At 67.6% G+C, this 17,123-nt stretch carries 15 protein-coding genes and 1 riboswitch; of the genes, 13 read left to right on the top strand and 2 right to left on the bottom strand.

What is annotated here, in order from left to right; translation table 11 throughout:
- Positions 1-69: 69 nt before the first annotated feature.
- From sucC to JOF46_RS21280, 3 genes are all read left to right on the top strand, one after another.
- Positions 70-1,239, top strand: coding sequence for an ADP-forming succinate--CoA ligase subunit beta (gene sucC, locus JOF46_RS21290; protein WP_209911209.1), 1,170 nt, complete (start codon positions 70-72; stop codon positions 1,237-1,239).
- A gap of 16 nt (positions 1,240-1,255) precedes the next feature.
- Positions 1,256-2,158: a succinate--CoA ligase subunit alpha gene (sucD, locus tag JOF46_RS21285; protein ID WP_209911206.1), complete on the top strand. Its 903-nt coding sequence runs from the start codon at positions 1,256-1,258 to the stop codon at positions 2,156-2,158.
- 200 nt (positions 2,159-2,358) lie between these two features.
- Positions 2,359-3,576: an alpha-hydroxy acid oxidase gene (locus JOF46_RS21280; RefSeq protein WP_209911203.1), complete on the top strand. Its 1,218-nt coding sequence runs from the start codon at positions 2,359-2,361 to the stop codon at positions 3,574-3,576.
- Positions 3,577-3,671: 95 nt separating this feature from the next.
- On the opposite strand, the gene JOF46_RS21275 is transcribed toward JOF46_RS21280, so the two are convergent.
- Entirely contained in the window at positions 3,672-4,880 is a 1,209-nt protein-coding gene (locus JOF46_RS21275; protein WP_209911201.1) for a cytochrome P450, read from the bottom strand.
- A gap of 180 nt (positions 4,881-5,060) precedes the next feature.
- Between JOF46_RS21275 and JOF46_RS21270 the strand changes: the two genes are divergently transcribed.
- The 7 genes from JOF46_RS21270 to JOF46_RS21240 all read left to right on the top strand — a co-directional run bounded on the left by JOF46_RS21270 (position 5,061) and on the right by JOF46_RS21240 (position 12,491).
- Positions 5,061-5,846 (top strand): IclR family transcriptional regulator, encoded by a 786-nt coding sequence (locus tag JOF46_RS21270; protein WP_209911198.1) that lies wholly within the window; start codon positions 5,061-5,063, stop codon positions 5,844-5,846.
- Entirely contained in the window at positions 5,824-7,500 is a 1,677-nt protein-coding gene (locus JOF46_RS21265; RefSeq protein WP_209911194.1) for an HAL/PAL/TAL family ammonia-lyase, read from the top strand. Before JOF46_RS21270 ends, JOF46_RS21265 begins: the two co-directional genes overlap by 23 nt.
- A 152-nt stretch (positions 7,501-7,652) precedes the next feature.
- Complete coding sequence (locus JOF46_RS21260; RefSeq protein ID WP_209911191.1) at positions 7,653-8,552, top strand: ABC transporter substrate-binding protein; 900 nt, start codon at positions 7,653-7,655, stop codon at positions 8,550-8,552.
- A complete protein-coding gene (locus tag JOF46_RS21255; RefSeq protein WP_245348216.1) occupies positions 8,549-9,526 on the top strand; it encodes an amino acid ABC transporter permease in 978 nt (325 codons plus the stop codon). The genes JOF46_RS21260 and JOF46_RS21255 overlap by 4 nt, the downstream gene beginning before the upstream one ends.
- A complete protein-coding gene (locus JOF46_RS21250) occupies positions 9,523-10,290 on the top strand; it encodes an amino acid ABC transporter ATP-binding protein (RefSeq protein ID WP_281070120.1) in 768 nt (255 codons plus the stop codon). The genes JOF46_RS21255 and JOF46_RS21250 overlap by 4 nt, the downstream gene beginning before the upstream one ends.
- Before the next feature lie 54 nt (positions 10,291-10,344).
- A complete protein-coding gene (locus tag JOF46_RS21245; protein ID WP_245348759.1) occupies positions 10,345-11,487 on the top strand; it encodes an aminotransferase class I/II-fold pyridoxal phosphate-dependent enzyme in 1,143 nt (380 codons plus the stop codon).
- A 2-nt stretch (positions 11,488-11,489) separates the two neighbouring features.
- The gene (locus tag JOF46_RS21240; RefSeq protein ID WP_209911185.1) at positions 11,490-12,491 is read left to right on the top strand and encodes a PDR/VanB family oxidoreductase; all 1,002 of its coding nucleotides are present in this window, start codon (positions 11,490-11,492) and stop codon (positions 12,489-12,491) included.
- Between the two features lie 50 nt (positions 12,492-12,541).
- On the opposite strand, the gene JOF46_RS21235 is transcribed toward JOF46_RS21240, so the two are convergent.
- Positions 12,542-12,826, bottom strand: coding sequence for a hypothetical protein (locus JOF46_RS21235; RefSeq protein WP_209911182.1), 285 nt, complete (start codon positions 12,824-12,826; stop codon positions 12,542-12,544).
- Between the two features lie 20 nt (positions 12,827-12,846).
- Positions 12,847-12,976: riboswitch (SAM riboswitch) on the bottom strand.
- Between the two features lie 154 nt (positions 12,977-13,130).
- Here JOF46_RS21235 and JOF46_RS21230 point away from each other — a divergent pair.
- The 3 genes from JOF46_RS21230 to JOF46_RS21220 all read left to right on the top strand — a co-directional run bounded on the left by JOF46_RS21230 (position 13,131) and on the right by JOF46_RS21220 (position 17,120).
- Positions 13,131-14,189 (top strand): zinc-dependent alcohol dehydrogenase family protein, encoded by a 1,059-nt coding sequence (locus tag JOF46_RS21230; protein ID WP_209911180.1) that lies wholly within the window; start codon positions 13,131-13,133, stop codon positions 14,187-14,189.
- A 160-nt stretch (positions 14,190-14,349) separates the two neighbouring features.
- Entirely contained in the window at positions 14,350-14,952 is a 603-nt protein-coding gene (locus tag JOF46_RS21225) for a hypothetical protein (RefSeq protein WP_209911177.1), read from the top strand.
- Positions 14,949-17,120: a bifunctional polysaccharide deacetylase/glycosyltransferase family 2 protein gene (locus JOF46_RS21220; RefSeq protein WP_342592527.1), complete on the top strand. Its 2,172-nt coding sequence runs from the start codon at positions 14,949-14,951 to the stop codon at positions 17,118-17,120. The genes JOF46_RS21225 and JOF46_RS21220 overlap by 4 nt, the downstream gene beginning before the upstream one ends.
- Positions 17,121-17,123 lie beyond the last annotated feature (3 nt).

The following is a 17,123-nucleotide window of genomic DNA, read 5'->3' as shown; positions in this document are numbered from 1 at the left end:
AGCATGGAACCGTGTTTACGGAGCCGTGTCTTGAGTCAGCATAGACTTCGACAAGAAGGACACAAGCCCGTGGACCTGTATGAATACCAGGCGCGCGATATGTTCGAGTCGCACGGTGTACCCGTGCTGGCCGGCATCGTTGCCTACACACCTGAAGAAGCCAAGGCCGCAGCCGAGAAAATCGGCGGCGTCGTGGTCGTTAAAGCCCAGGTAAAGGTCGGAGGCCGCGGCAAGGCCGGTGGCGTGAAGGTCGCAAAGACCGCCGACGAGGCGTTCAAGTATGCATCCGACATTCTCGGCATGGACATCAAGGGCCACACCGTGAACAAGGTCATGATCGCCCAGGGTGCCGACATCGCCGAGGAGTTCTACTTCTCCGTGCTGCTGGACCGCGCGAACCGCAACTACCTGGCCATGTGCTCGGTTGAAGGCGGCATGGAAATCGAGGAGCTCGCCGTTGAGCGTCCCGAGGCCCTGGCCCGCATCGCCGTTGACCCGGCCGTCGGCATCGACCAGGCCAAGGCCGACGAGATCGTCGCAGCAGCAGGCTTCGCACCGGAACTGACCGAAAAGGTCGCCGCGGCAATCCTGAAGCTGTGGGACGTCTTCAAGAAGGAAGACGCAACCCTGGTCGAGGTCAACCCGCTGGTTCGCACCGGCGCCGGCGAGATCGTTGCACTGGACGGCAAGGTCTCCATCGACGAGAACGCCGAATTCCGCAACCCGCACCACGTCGCGCTCGAGGACAAGGACGCAGCGGATCCGCTCGAGGCCAAGGCCAAGGCCATGGACCTGAACTACGTCAAGCTGGACGGCGAAGTGGGCATCATCGGAAACGGTGCAGGCCTGGTCATGTCGACCCTGGACGTCGTAGCCTACGCCGGCGAAAACCACGGCAACGTGAAGCCCGCCAACTTCCTGGACATCGGCGGCGGAGCCTCCGCCGAGGTCATGGCCGCAGGCCTTGACGTCATCTTGAACGACGAGCAGGTCAAGTCGGTCTTCGTGAACGTCTTCGGTGGCATCACCGCATGTGACGCCGTTGCCAAGGGCATCGTCGGCGCACTGGCCGAGCTCGGTTCCGCAGCCAACAAGCCGCTGGTCGTGCGCCTGGACGGCAACAACGTCGAAGAGGGCCGCCGCATTCTTGCCGAGGCCAACCACCCGTTGGTCACCCTGGCAGCAACCATGGACGAGGGCGCCGACAAGGCCGCCGAGCTCGCCAACGCAGCGAAGTAAGTAGGGATACGCGAACATGAGCATTTACCTTAACAAGGATTCCAAGGTCATCGTTCAGGGCATCACCGGTGGCGAGGGTACCAAGCACACCGCCCTGATGCTGAAGGCCGGCACCAACATCGTCGGTGGCGTCAACGCCCGCAAGGCCGGCACCACCGTGCTACACGGCGAGAAGGAAATCAAGGTCTTCGGCGCAGTGGCGGAAGCCATGGCCGAAACCGGTGCAGACGTTTCCATCGTCTTCGTGCCGCCTGCCTTCACCAAGGATGCAGTCGTTGAAGCCATCGAGGCAGGCATCGGCCTGGTCGTGGTCATCACCGAGGGCGTTCCGGTACAGGACTCGGCCGAGTTCTGGGCCCTGGCCCAGTCCAAGGTCGACGCCGACGGCAACCAGGTCACCCGCATCATCGGCCCGAACTGCCCCGGCATCATCACCCCGGGCGAGGCACTGGTCGGCATCACCCCGAACAACATCACCCAGAAGGGCCCGATCGGCTTGGTCTCCAAGTCCGGCACCCTGACCTACCAGATGATGTACGAACTGCGCGACCTGGGCTTCTCCACCGCCATCGGCATCGGCGGCGACCCGGTCATCGGAACCACCCACATCGACGCACTGGCTGCGTTCGAGGCGGACCCGGAGACCAAGGCCATCGTCATGATCGGCGAAATCGGCGGCGACGCCGAAGAACGTGCCGCCGAGTACATCAAGGCCAACGTCACCAAGCCGGTCGTCGGCTACGTGGCGGGCTTCACCGCTCCCGAGGGCAAGACCATGGGCCACGCCGGCGCCATCGTCTCCGGCTCGGCCGGTACGGCACAGGCCAAGCAGGAAGCACTCGAGGCTGCCGGCGTGAAGGTCGGCAAGACCCCGTCGGAAACCGCAACGCTGCTGCGCGAAGTTTACGCCGCCCTCTAAGGCACAATCAGCATCCGCCGACGGCGGTCGACCTCCCCGGTAACCCGGGAGGCCGACCGCCGTCGGTCTTTAAGTGCAGCCCGTCCCGGCACGGCCGATCCCCGCGGTGCGGGAGTACCGCTTGTGGGCAGCGCCGGGGCAATGACTAGGATGCGGGGACGAAAGTGTTCCCGGCATCGAAAGGCAGGCTGCCTCGCGTCATGAAACGTTCCCTCACGCGGATCCCCGCAGCGCTCGCTCAACTGAACTTCAAGCCATTCCCGAAACCGGGCAAAAACCCTGCGGCAGGGGCACTCACCATGGACGACCTGCGGCTGCTGGCCAGGCGCCGCACACCCACCGCGGCCTTCGACTATGCCGACGGCGGCTCCTATTCCGAGGAGACGCTGGACCGCAACTACCGCGCGTACCGGAATGTGGAGCTTGTCCCGGGGATCTTGCGCGACGTGAGTCTGGTGGACCCGGGCACAACCGTGGCCGGGACGAAATTCTCGTTGCCCGTGGGCATCGCGCCCACGGGACTGACCCGACTCATGCACGCGGACGGCGAACGCGCGGGGGCCGCGGCCGCCGCCAAGTACAACATTCCCTTCACCCTGGCCACCATGGGCACCATGTCCATCGAGGAAACCGCCGCCGCGGCGCCGTTGGGAACCCGATGGTTCCAGCTGTACCTGCGCCAGGACCGCGCCCTGTCCCTGGAGATGATGCGCAGGGCCCGGGCCGCCGGCTACGACGCGCTGGTCCTGACGGTGGACACCGCCGTCACCTCGACGCGCGTGCGCGATGCACGCAACGGCATGACCCTGCCGCCGACGCTCGGCGTGCGGACCATGCTCGATGCCCTCCGGCGCCCGGGGTGGTGCCTGGACTTCCTCACCACGCCGCCGCTGGAATTCGCGAACTTTGCCGATGACCCGGGAAACGTCAGCGCACAGTTCAACACCATGTTCGACGCCTCGCTGAGCTTTGTCGACCTGGGCTGGGTCAGGGAGGCCTGGCCGGGCACCCTGATCGTCAAGGGCGTCCAAGGGCCGGAGGACGCGCTGGAGTGCTTCGGACACGGCGCCGACGGCGTGGTGGTCTCCAACCACGGAGGACGCCAACTGGACAGGGCGCCGGTGCCGTTGATGCAGTTGCCGGCGATCCGCGCCGCCGTCGGGCCGGAGAAGCTCCTCATTGCGGATTCGGGAATCATGAGCGGCGGCGACGTGGTGGCGGCGCTGGCGGCCGGCGCAAACTTCACGCTCATCGGCAGGGCCTACCTCTACGGACTGATGGCCGGGGGACAGGCCGGGGTTGAGCGCACCCTGGAGATCCTCGAGCGGGAGATCCGGCAAACCATGGCGCTGCTGGGCGTGCGTACCCTTGATGAGTTTGGCCCCCGGCACGTGCGCCTTGGCACAGCGGACGCGTAGGGGGATGACCCCTTCCAAACGCAAAATCGTGCGTTGTTTCCCCGCATCAGGGGGAACAACGCACGATTTTCGCGTGCATGCGGCGCGTTGGCGGATCAGGCCGCGGTGATCTTCACCGGAATGGACTTCCAGCCGCGCAGCGTGGTGTGCAGGAACTGCTCGGGCTCGGCGGTGAGCTCCACGGACTTCACACGCTTGGCGAACTCGGTGAGCAGCACCTCCATTTCCAGGCGGGAGAGCGGTTGTCCGACGCATTGGTGGATGCCCATGCCGAAAGCCAGGTGCCCGCCGGCGGACCTGGTGATGTCGTACTCGTCGGCCCTCGGACCCCAACGTTCGGCGTCGCGGTTGGCCGAGCCGACGAAAACCGCGACCTTGGTGTCCGCCGGCAGTTCCACCCCGCCCAGCACAGTGTCCCGCGAGGTGGTGCGGTAGAAGGACTGGAACGGGGACTCGTAGCGGAAGGCCTCGTCGATGGCGAACTTCACCAGCTTCGGGCTCTGGTGGACCTTGGCGTATTCGCCGGGGTTGGAAACCAGGGCCAGCAACGTGGCACCCAGGGAGAAGATGGTGGTGTCCAGCCCGGCCGACAGCATCGCCCTGACCAGCAACGCGGCCTGGTCGGCGCTGATCTCCCCGCGGTCGGCGTACTCCCAGATCTGCGCGCCGAGCGAACCGGGGGACAGGTTCTCACGGGCGGTGTTGGCCATGGCCCAGTCGTTCATCCCGGATCCGGCCGCGAAGTGTTCGCGGGCCAGTGCAGTGTCGGGACCGAACGTGGAGAAGTTCGCCGCCCCCAGCGCCGGCAGGTTCTCGGCCCGGCCCTCGCGCGGGATGCCGACGGCGTCGCCGAAGGCACGCAGCGGGAAGACCTCGGCCATGTCCTTGATCAGGTCGAAGCTGCGGGCCTCCAACAGGGAATCGACCAGTTCGGTGGCGTAGGCCTCAAAGCCGGCGCGCAGCGAGCGGACCCCGCGCGGGGAAATGACCCCGGCCATGGCGTGGCGCATGTCGGTGTGGATCGGCGGGTCGGACTCCATGATGCCCTGGGCGCGCCAGCTGGGTTCGTGGTGCAGGTTTTTCGGCCCGGCCCCGGCCCCGGAGATGTAGGTGCGGTAGTCGTCCAGGACCTCCTTGCATTCGGCGAAACGCGTGACCGCGTGCAGGGAATGCTCCTGCATCATGACCACCGGGCCCGCGGCACGCATCTTCGCGAACAGCGGATACGGGTCGGCCAGGTGCTCCGGCGCGTAGGGGTCTTGCGTGAAGACCGGGACCGTCGATGCGGCAAGGACGGATTCCATGGGTGCCTCCTGCGGGTAGGGGTGAATGACACCCAACCTAGCGAGGCGCGGGAACGCGAGTTAATCCGATTCCCATTATGCGAGAATCAAGATTGTCCTCCCCGGATGAACCATGGAATATCTATCCCGTGGCGCCGGAATGTGCGGACCATCACATTCGATTGGGGGAAGGGAGCGAACATGTCATCCTCGTTTGAGCGCGGGCTGAAAATTCTGGCGGAGATCACCGCCAGCGGCGAGACCACGGTCGATGCCGTGTCCCTCAAGCTGGGCATTCCCTCCAGCTCCGCATATCGGTACTTCAAGGTCCTGCGCGAGCAGGAGTTCGTGTCCGAGGAGGACGGGCGCTACCGCCCGGGCCGTGTGCTGCTGCACATGTCCGGACAGCACCTGGCCCAGTCCTACCTGGCCGAGGTCGGCAACGCGGTGTTGCGTTCGATCGTCGAGAAGGTCGGTGAAACAGCGGTGATGATCGTGCGCATCGGGGACCATGCGATGTGCCTGCGCCGTGCCGAACCGGACAAATCGCTGAAGTACACGTTCGCGATCAACGAATTGCTGCCCCTTCACGCCGGGGCCGGGCAACGCATGGTGCTCGCCTGGGCGCCCCCGGAGGTTGTGCGCCAGGTCCTCGCCGGACCGATGACGCGCTTCACCCCCAACACCCTGGGCCCGGAACAAATCCTGTCCAGCATCCCGCAGATCCGCTCCTCCGGGGTTGTCCTCTCCAGGGGCGAGCTCGACGAGGGATCGGTGTCCGTCGCCATCCCGGTGTTCAGCCGCGGCGAAGTGGTCTGCTCGTTGAACGTGGCCGGCCCCGAGGGCCGTTGCGGATCCAAGCTGTGGATCGCTTCGACGCTGAAGGTCATGCGCGACGCGGCCGCAAACCTCACAGACTTGCTGCAAGCCAGCACCCCGAACAAATCAACCAGGGAGACCCTTGATGACTACAGCAGTATTGCCTGAGACCGCACCGGTGCGGATCGGTATCCACCGCACGACCCTTGAGGACCTGATCCAGGTCGCCCGCCACCGCCGCCCGGTGGTCATCGACGAGGCGGTCTTCGAGGTCATGGAACCGTCCCGAAACTGGCTGCAGGGCGTCGTGGATTCGATGGGCCCGGGCAAGGACACCCCGCCGATCTACTCCATCAATACCGGCTTCGGTTCCCTGGCGGGACGCCGCGCCTTCGCCGAACCGGCCGACGCCGCCGAGCTCTCGCGCCGCCTGGTGCTTTCCAACGCCGCCGGCGTGGGCCGCTACGTCGACGAGGAAGTGGTCCGCGCGACCATGCTCATCCGTATCGTTTCGCTCACCCAGGGCTTCTCCGGCATCCGCCCGGAAATCGTCACCACGCTCGTGGACATGCTCAACGCCGGGGTCTGCCCGGCCATCCCCGAGTATGGTTCGCTAGGTGCCTCCGGGGACCTGATCCCGCTGGCCCACGTGGCCATCGTGATGTCCCGCCCGCACACCGGCGAGGACATCGAACTGGACTCGGGCGAGGCGATGCTCGAGGGCAAGGTCGTCTCCGGGATCAAGGCCATGGCAGCGGCCGGGATCGAACGCCTGCCGCTGGGGGCCAAGGACGGGCTGGCACTGCTCAACGGCACTTCCTTCTCCGCCGCCCAGGCAGCACTGGCCCTCTATGACGCGCAGAACCTGCTCGAGACCGCACAGATCACCGCGGCCATGAGCATCGAGGCGCTGATGGGCTTCGGGGACGCATTCATCGACGAACTGCACCAGGCCCGCGGCCAGCGCGGCCAGATCGAGGTGGCCGCCCGCATCCGCGAATTGCTCGCCGGTTCCACCCTGATCGACGGAAACGCCACCACCGACCCGGTGCGCCAGCCACCGCAGGACGCCTACTCGCTGCGCTGCGTCCCGCAGGTCTTCGGCCCCATCAAGGACACGCTGGCCTTCGCCGCCGGCATCCTGGAAAACGAGATCAACGCGGCCACCGACAACCCGCTGATCTTCCCCTCGCTGCCCGACACCCGAAAGCTCAAGGCCGTGTCGGGAGGCAACTTCCACGCCGAATACGTGGCCTTCGCCGCCGACTTCATCTCGATCGCGGTCACCGAGATCGGCTCCATCACCGAGCGCCGGCTCTTCCGCCTGGATGACGGCACACTGAACCGCGGGCTTCCGGACATGCTCATCGACTCCGAGCAGACCGGCATGGACTGCGGCTACATGCTCCCGCAGTACCTGGCCGCGGCCCTGGTCTCCGACTGCAAGACCCTCGCCCACCCGGACTCGGTGGATTCCATCCCGACCTGCGCCAACCAGGAAGACCACGTGTCGATGGCGAACAATGCCGGACGCCACACCCGGCAGATCGTGGCGAACATCGAATCGGTGGTCGGCATCGAACTGCTCATGGCTGCCCAGGCCCTCGAACTGCGCCTGGGGCTCGAAGCCACCGCAGATGCCCGCCTGAGCCCGGCAGCCGCCGCGGCACTGGCCCTGGTCCGCGGCACCTCCTCGGACGACGGGCGGCCCATCGACCACATCCGCGCCGACGTCGTCATGTACCCCAGGATCCGCAAGGCACTGGAACTGGTCCATGACGGAACCGTGGTGGACACGGTCAACCAGGCGCTCGCCGGCTGACGCCGGAAGCACGCCACCGAACAAAAAACCCACACCGGTCCACCGGCACCTTGCCGGTGGGTTGGATCGGTGCACCCAAAAACATCCCGCCAAAGACGACGGGACCCCTGAAAAGAAGTTCCACGAGCAGCAAGCACAAGGGAGTTCGCATCATGAAGAACACGAATCGCACCATCCGTTCCACCGCCCTCGGCGCCCTGGCCATTGCCGCCCTGCTTGGCGTCAGCGCCTGCGGCGGAGCAGCCGACGCCGAGAAGCCCGTCGCCACCGACACCTCGGCCCCGCTGTTCAAGGAGCTGCCCCAGAAGGTCCAGGAATCCGGGACCATCAATGTGGCCAGCAACGTGGAATACCCGCCGTTCGAGTCCTACGACACCGACGGCACCACCATCATCGGCATCGACCGCGAGATCGCCGACGCGTTGGAAAAGCAGCTCGGGGTCACCATGGACTTCGACAACATCTCCTTCGATGCGATCATCCCCGGGCTTTCCTCCGCCCGCTACGACATGGCGATGTCGGCGATGTCGGACACCGTTGAACGCCAGAAGGCCGTGAACTTCCTGGACTACTTCTCCGCCGGCGGCGGGGTCATGACCTCGACCGCCAACGCCGAGAAGTTCAAGACGCTCGATGACCTGTGTGGCGCCCACGTCGGCATCGTCAAGGGAACCACCGAGGACGCCGACGCCGCAGGTGCCTCCAAGAAGTGTGAGGAAGCGGGCAAGGAAAAGGTCGAAGTCACCATCTTCGCCGGGCAGAACCAAGCCGTGCTGGCCCTGCAGTCCAACCGCGTGGATGCCTTCCTGGTCGATTCGACCTCGGGTTCGGTCATCGCCGCAGAATCCAAGGGTGCGCTGGCGATGGGCGAGCGCTACCAGGACCTGGCCTTCGGCATCGTCTTCCCGAAGGACCAGGAACAGCTGATGGGTGCCATCCAAAAGGGATTGGAGGCCATCAAGGCCGACGGGACCTACGACAAGATCCTGGCCGACTACGACATGGCCGACCACTCCATGGAAACCTTTGAGGTCAACGGGGTCAAGGAATGACCCAGGTGGCAGCCGTCGCCGAACGCCGACGCAACGAGGAACCCGATCTGAGGGTCGTTCCGGCCCGCTTCGTGGGCCGCTGGGTGGCGGCCGTGGCCGTGGTGGGCATCCTGGCGATGGCCATCTACGCGATGTTCACCAACGAGCGTTTCCACTGGGATGTGGTCGGCGAGTACCTCTTCGCCGCACCGGTGCTCTCGGGCCTGGCCAAGACGCTGATGCTCACCGGGGTCTCGATGCTCATCGGCGTCCTGCTGGGCATCGTGGTGGCGGTGTGCCGGCTCTCGAGCAACCCGATCCTGTCCTCGGCCGCCTGGGCATACTCGTGGTTCTTCCGCGGCACCCCGCTAATGGTGCAGCTGCTGTTCTGGTTCTTTCTGGCGGCGCTGATCCCCACCATCGTGCTCGGCGTCCCGTTCGGGCCCGAGCTGCTGAGCATTGACACGAACTCGGTCATTTCCCCGTTCACCGCGGCCCTGCTGGGCCTGAGCCTGAACGAGGGCGCCTACATGGGCGAGATCGTGCGCTCCGGGATCCGGGCCATTCCGCCGGGGCAGACCGAGGCCGCCAAGGCCATCGGCATGTCCCGCCTGCAGACCATGCGCCGGGTCGTGCTGCCGCAGGCCATGCGGGTGATCATCCCGCCGACCGGCAACGAGACCATCGGCATGCTCAAGTACACCTCGCTGGTCATCGTGATCGGCTACTCGGAACTGCTGACCAGCGTCTCGATCATCTACTCGCGCAACTTCCAGACCATCCCGCTACTGATCGTGGCGGCCATCTGGTACCTGGCGGTCACCGCGGTGTTCTCGGTCGGACAGCACTTCATCGAACGGCACTTCGAACGCGGTTTCACCCCGATGAAGGGCAAGAAGCCGCCCACCCCGGGAACCGCCGCGGCCGTGGTTCCGTCCGCCGCGGAACCCGCCGCGGCCCCGACCAACGAACCGGAATTGGAGCCCACCAAATGAGCGAACCCATGCTGCGGGCACGCAACGTCCACAAGTCCTTCGGGCACCTGGAAATCCTCAAGGGCATCTCCCTGGAGGTGCAGGCCGGGCAGGTCGCGTGCCTGCTGGGCCCCTCGGGCTCGGGCAAGTCGACGTTCCTGCGCTGCATCAACCACCTCGAGAAGATCAACGACGGGGAATTGTGGGTGGCCGGGGAACGCATCGGCTACCGCCGTTCCGGCAACAAGCTGCACGAACTGAAGGAAAACCAGACGGCGAAGCAGCGCGCCGCAGTGGGCATGGTCTTCCAGCAGTTCAACCTGTTCCCGCACCGCACGGCCCTGGAGAACGTCATCGAGGGACCGGTCGTGGTGCAGAAGCGCAACAAGGCCCAGGCGCTGCGCGAGGGCATGGAGCTGCTGGACCGCGTCGGGCTGGCCGACAAGTACAAGCACTACCCCGCCCAGCTCTCCGGAGGCCAGCAGCAGCGCGTGGCGATCGCCCGCGCGCTGGCCCTGAAGCCGCGACTGATGCTCTTCGACGAGCCGACCAGCGCGCTGGACCCGGAACTGGTCGGGGAAGTGCTGGACGTGATGGGTTCGCTGGCCGCCTCCGGCATGACCATGATCGTGGTCACCCACGAAATGGGCTTCGCCAAGGAGGTCGGCGACGTCGTGCACTTCATGGCCGACGGGCAATTGGTCGAATCCGGCAGCCCGACCCAGGTTTTGGAGAATCCGCGTGAACCACGCACCCAGGCGTTCCTATCCAAGGTCCTGGCCTAGCCCGCCCGGGCACATCACCAAGACAACCCCCCTGAACGGAGCAATACAGTGAGCATGCATACCGGCATGTGCGCCGGCCCGGTGCCGCGCGCGATCGTGGCCACGCTGCCGAGGTACTCGCGGGCAGCGGGCCTGGACACCGTGCGCTGGGTGGGGTCCTCGAACGAATCGTGCACCGCCCCGTCCCCGGCGGCCGTTGCCGCGATGGCCGCCGCCGCGGCCGGCGCCAACCGCTACCCGGGCATCGCCGGGGACAAGCTGGTCGCGGCAATCGCTTCCGGGCTGGACCTGGACCCGGGACAGATAGTGGTGGGCGGCGGTTCCCTGGCCCTGCTGGGACAGGTGCTCAATGCCTACGCACCGGCCGGATCCACCGTGGTGCATGCCTGGCGCAGCTACGAGGCGTACCCGATACTCATTGCCCTGGCCGGCGCCGAATCGCTGCCCGTGCCCCTGAACCCGGCCCACCGGCACGACCTGGACGCCATGGGCAAGGCGGTTACCGGAAAGACCTGCATGGTGCTGCTGTGCAACCCGAACAACCCCACCGGGACCGTGCTGGGGAATGCGGAGCTCACGGCATTCCTGGACCGCATGCCGCGGCACGTGCTGGTGGTGCTCGACGAGGCCTACCGGGAGTTCGCCGAAACCGAAACCGACTCGCGGCACCTGCTGGAGTCCCACCCGAACCTCGTCATCCTGCGGACCTTCTCCAAGGCCTACTCACTGGCCGGGGCCCGGGCCGGCTACCTGCTCACCGGCATGGGAATCGCGGCGAACATCCGTGCCGTGGCCCCGCCTTTCGGGCTCAGTTCGCTGGCCGAGGCCGGCGCTGTCGCGGCCTGGTCCGACACCGCCCACCTGGCCGCCACGGTGTCCGGGGTCGTGGCCGAGCGCGCGTACCTGCACGAGGGGTTGCTTGCCCGCGGCCTGCCGGTCCCGCCCAGCGGCGGGAACTTCTTGTGGATCCCCGCCGGACCGCGCTCGCTGGAGCTGGAGGCCGCCTGCGTGGCCCGCGGCGTCTCGGTGCGTGCCTTCCCCGGCTCGGGGGTGCGGGTGACCATCTCCGTGCGCGAGGCCTCCGACGCGGTGCTGGACGCCGTCGACTCGCTGGATCCATCCCTGCCGGGCATCCCGGTTTTGCATAGCGCGGCATCGTCCGCGGAAACACATCACAGCACTGGAGGTGCATCGTGACCATGACCATCGACACCGGACTGGATCCTGATTCCAGGGCCCTTCTGGGCATCGGGACGGACGGCTTCTTCGAGGTGGAGGTCGCCGAGATCCGCACCGAATCCTCTGGCGTGCTTTCCCTGCACCTGGCGCACCCGGCGGCCCTGCCGCTGCCGGGCTGGACCCCGGGATCGCACATCGACGTGCTGCTGCCCAACGGGTTGCTGCGCCAGTACTCGCTGTGTTCCGAGGCCGGGGCCCGGCGCTGGCGGCTGGGGGTGCTGCGCGAGCCGGCGGGCCGCGGCGGCTCCGCCTACGTGCACGACGACCTGCGGCCCGGTGCCCGGGTCAAGGTCCGGGAACCGCGCAACAACTTCGGGCTGCAGCCGGCCCCGGAATACCTGTTCATTGCCGGGGGCATCGGGATCACCCCGATCCTGCCAATGCTCGCCGCGGCCGAGGAATCCGGGATCCCGTGGCGAATGGTCTACCTGGGCCGGAGCCTGGAATCGATGGCGTTCACCGCCGAGCTGGCCCGCTACGGGGACAAGGTGCATGTGCATGCCGACGACACCGCCGGTCTCTACCCGCTGAAGGAGCTGCTGGGGGACGCGGAGGCAGCGTTCCACACCTATGCCTGTGGCCCGGGCCCGCTGCTGGACTTCATTGCGTCGCTGGCCGCCGGTTGGGAGGACAAGACCCGGTTCCACTCCGAGCGGTTCGTGGCCGACCCGGCCGCCACCGCCCCGGCGGACGGGGACCACGAGTTCACCGTGGAAACCACCGACGGCGTGACGGTGCAGGTGCCGGTGGGCACCAGCATCCTGGATGCGCTCGCGGAGGCCGGGGTGCCGGTGCTGAACTCCTGCCGGGAGGGCATCTGCGGGACCTGCGAGACCCCGGTGGTCTCGGGCGATATCGATCACCGGGACTCGCTGCTGTCCGAGGAGGAACGCCAGGCGGGGGACACCATGATGATCTGCGTGTCTCGGTGCAAGGGGTTGCGCATGATCCTGGACATCTAGCGAGGCGTCGCGCGGCTGGGGTTCCAGAACGGCCGGGGGGTCCTGGAACTTCAGGCGCGCAGGCGGAAGAACGAGTCCCCGACCAGCTCGTGGGCCCCGGGCAGCAGCACCACCAGGAGCTCGGGGTTGAATTGGACCTCGACGGGTCCGCGGCCTTCCAGGACGGCCGAGAGCTTGTGCGGGGCGAGTGCCTCGAGGACCCACTCCTCGGGTCCGGCGCCCACGTGCAGCAGGCTGGTGTCGTTGTCGATATCGAGCCATGCGGTGATCCAGTCGCCGGAAAAGCGCGGCAGCGGATTGGCGGGAGAAGCGGTGGCCAGGGTGGGGCTGTACATGATGCACACGTCCTTGATATTCGTTGTCCTTGCCCCTGGGCGCGGGATGCGTGAAGGGGCCACTTCGTCATCCGAACCACCCACCGTGCAACTATGGGGTTGGTGCCTGGTCAGTCGGAGCTTTGCTAGAAGCGACCAGAACTCGTGAAGCTGTTTCAACCCTACGTTGAATCGGGGACACATTGCCACCACCGGGGCTGGGGCTGGCGCAACAAACCGTCACGGCATCGCAGAAGGGGCCATGCCCGGCCGGGAAGCATAGGCTGGGAAAAGACAGCACCAGACCAAGTTTGCGGAGGAAAAAATGCGCGCCACCCTGATCCACGGACCGCGGGACATCCGCGTCGAGGACTGCCCCGATCCCGTCCTGCTCACCGACACCGACGCGATCGTGAAGGTCGCCGCCGCCTGCGTATGCGGCTCGGACCTGTGGCCCTACCGCGGGATCAACCCGACACCGGAGCCCCGGCGCATCGGCCACGAGTTCATCGGGACCGTGACGGCGCTCGGGAGCAAGGTCGCCACCTTGAAGGTCGGCGACTTCGTGGTGGCACCCTGGGCCAATAGCTGCGGTACCTGCCCGCCGTGCCGCAACGGCGTCCAGGTCGCCTGCGAACACCGGGCTGCCTGGGGCGGGAACGACGAGAACGGATTGCCGGTGGACGGCGGACAGGGCGAGGCGGTGCGGGTCCCCAACGCCGACGGCACCCTGGTTCCGGTCCCGGGCGTCAGCGAACCGGACGAGTCGCTGTCCAAGTCGCTGCTGGCGCTCTCGGATGTGATGGGCACCGGGCACCACGCCGCGCTCGGGGCCAGGGTGGCGCCCGGGCGCAGCGTCGTGGTCGTCGGCGACGGCGCCGTGGGCCTGTGCGGGGTCCTTGCCGCCAAGCGCCTGGGGGCGACGCGCATCATCGCGATGTCCCGGCACGCCGACCGCGCGGCGCTGGCCCGCGAATTCGGGGCCACCGATGTGGTGTCCGAGCGCGGGGCCGAGGCCGCCGTGAAGGTGCGCGAACTGCTCGGGGGAGTGCTGGCGGATTCGGTGCTCGAATGCGTGGGCACCGCCGAGGCCATGGACCAGGCACTGCGCTGCACCAGGCCCGGCGGCTCGCTGGGCTTCGTGGGCGTTCCGCACGGCCAGGACGGGCTGCCGATCTCGGTGCTCTTCTCCAAGAACATCTCGGTCGCCGGCGGTGCCGCCAGCACCCGGGCGTACCTGCCCGAGCTGCTCGAGGATGTGCTGGCCGGCCTCATCAACCCCGGCCTGGTCTTCGACACCGTCATGGGCCTGGAGCAGGCGCCCGAGGCCTACCGGGCCATGGACGAGCGAAACTCCATCAAGGTCATGCTCAAGCTGGGTTGACGCCCCCTTCCGCCGTGCGGCCCGGAAACCCGTCGGACCACACTGTGGAAGGTTTTTTCCCTAGTCCCGTGCGCCGCGCAATTCAAGGGCGACGAGCCTCGGGACTTGTCATCGTGACCATTTTGTGACCTTTGCGGGCGTGCGTTATCGTTGGTCAACAATGCCTGTTTTTACCCAAGCCCCCGTCCGAGGATCGTCCACCGCCGCAAGCGACCCCGTCTTCGTCGACCCCTCCGGCAGGCGCCTGCAGCGACTCAAGAAGGCCGGCATGGTGGTCGTGGGCCTGATGGCGCTGTACGTGGCACTGCTCCTGGTCGCCTTCCTGGGCGGCTCCACGACCGCGGCACCGAGGCTGCCCGTTTCAGGGGGACAGCCAGCGGTCGCGGCCGGGCCCGAAGCCTCGACGAAACCGCGGCCAACACCAACCCCGACCCCGGCATCCGAACGCGCCGAGGAACCACCCGTGGCGGCACCCGATGCGACCGCCGGCACCGAGGCGGCCACAAGCGCCCCTGAAGAAACCGCGCCCACCGCCGCGCCTTCTTCCGCAACCGAATCCGCTGCCCCTTCCAGCTCGGCCGTTCCCCGTGAAACCACGGCCCCGCAAGCAGCACCGAGCACTGCTCCCGCGAGTGCCGCGCCGAGCCCCGGCAGCGAGCCGACCACCCCGGGAAGGAGCCAGGACGCACCGGGCCGCAATGCAACCGCCCCCGGACACGGCGGCACCGGCCCGGCCAAGCCCACCCGGGAGCCCCTTCCGTGAGCCGCGGACGCCGGGTGGCCCGCACCGGCGGCATCGCGGCGCACTGGTTCCTCATGGTTGTCGTCGTCCTGACACTGGGGTTGTCGCTGGCCATCCAGGGATACATGAACCACCTGGCAGGCATCGGCGATCGCCCCGCGCCCGTGAGCCGCGCCGCCGGGAATGTCCCGGAGGCAGTCCTGGACGGTGGCCCGATCATTGATGCCCGCGGGCAGGATGTCCGCACGGCCGGCCCCTCCGACCGCACCGTGGCCCTGACCTTCGACGACGGGCCCGACCCGGTCTGGACGCCGAAGATCCTCGATGTCCTGCGGGAGCACGGGGTCCATGCCACCTTCTTCGTCACCGGCACCTCGGCGATCCGGCAGCCCGGGCTGCTGCGGCGCATGGCCGCCGAGGGCCACGAGATCGGCATCCAGACCCTCACGCACGCCGACCTCTCCGGGGCCCCCTCGTGGCGGCGCGAGCTCGAGATCCGGGGTGCCCAGAAGGTCGTCGCGGGGATCACCGGCCAATCGCCGTCGCTGCTGCGCCCGCCCCACAGCTCGGGGAACGCGGCCACGACGAACGGACAGTGGTCGGCCATGGAGACGGCAGCGGACGAGGGCTTCCTGACCGTGCTGAGCACACTCAACAGCGCAGACGAGCGCGCCCCCGGCGCCAAGGTGATCACCGGCCAATTGCTGCTGCACGGGGCCGGGGGCCAGGTGCTCCTGATGCACGACGGCGGGGGGAACCGTTCCCAGACCGTCGAGGCGCTGTCCGCGGCGCTGGGGAAGCAGGACGGGCCCGGCCACCGCTTCACCACGGTCGGCGACTCGATCGGCGTGGACAGCACCCGGCAGGCGTCCGTCGCCGATTCCTTGATCGGGACCGCATTCGTCTTCGGTGTCCGCTTCACCGATGCCGTTGCCACGGCCATCTCCTGGGGCCTGGTCGCGGCCGGGGTCGTGACGCTGGCGCGGGCGGTGCTGGTGATGGTGGTCGCCTTCCGGCACAGCCGGTCCGTGCGGCGCAGCCGCGAGGCCGAGCGCGGCCGGGCCTGGTTCACCTCACCGATGCGCACCGAGGTCCTCGACCCGGTCAGCGTGATCGTCCCCGCCTACAACGAATCGGCCGGCATCGAGGCGGCCGTGCGGTCCATCGCCGCCTCGACCCATCCGGTGCAGGTCATCGTCGTCGACGACGGGTCCACGGACGGCACCGCCGACATCGTCGAGGCGCTCGGACTGCCCGGCGTCGAGGTCATCCGCAAGGAGAACGGCGGGAAGCCCTCGGCGCTGAATGCCGGGATCGCCGCGGCCCGCCACGACCTGGTGGTGATGGTCGACGGGGACACCGTGTTCGAACCCGACACCGTCCACGTGCTGATCCAGCGCTTTTCCGATCCGCGGGTCGGCGCCATCTCGGGCAACACCAAGATCGCCAACCGCGGCGGCATCCTCGGTGCGTGGCAGCACATCGAATACGTCGTCGGGTTCAACCTGGACCGGCGCCTGTTCGACGTCGCCGAATGCATGCCCACGGTCCCCGGGGCGATCGGCGCGTTCCGCCGCGAGGCCCTGGCCCGGGTGGGCGGGGTCAGCAGCGACACCCTCGCCGAGGACACCGACCTGACCATGGCCCTGTGCCGCGACGGCTGGCGGGTCGTGTACGAGGACGACGCCCTGGCCTGGACCGAGGCCCCGGCGACCCTCGGGGCCTTGTGGAAGCAGCGCTACCGCTGGTGCTATGGCACGCTGCAGGCCATGTGGAAGCACCGCGGGGCCGTCGCGCAGTCGGGTGCTGCCGGGAAGCTGGGGCGCCGGGGGCTGGCCTACCTGCTGCTCTTCCAGGTGCTGCTTCCGCTCTTCGCGCCCGTGGTCGACATCTTTGCCATTTACGGCCTGGTGTTCCTGGATCCCGTCAGGATTGCCGTCCTTTGGGGCACCTTCCTGCTGATCCAGTTCATCATGGCGGCCTACGCGTTCCGGCTCGACCGCGAGCCGCTGCGCGCCCTGTGGACGCTGCCGCTGCAGCAGTTCGTGTACCGGCAGCTGATGTACCTGGTGGTGATCCAGTCGGTGGTCACCGCGCTGGCCGGCGTGCGCCTGCGCTGGCACCGGATGGAACGCTACGGCTCGCTGCGCGCCCCGATGGATTCGAAGGCCCGGACCCCGGCGCCGTAGCAG

The sequence above is a fragment of the Paeniglutamicibacter psychrophenolicus genome, assembly GCF_017876575.1.
GTDB lineage: Bacteria > Actinomycetota > Actinomycetes > Actinomycetales > Micrococcaceae > Paeniglutamicibacter > Paeniglutamicibacter psychrophenolicus.
The sequence above is the reverse complement of the archived record's forward strand: the minus strand, read 5'-3'. Positions and strand labels throughout refer to the sequence as shown.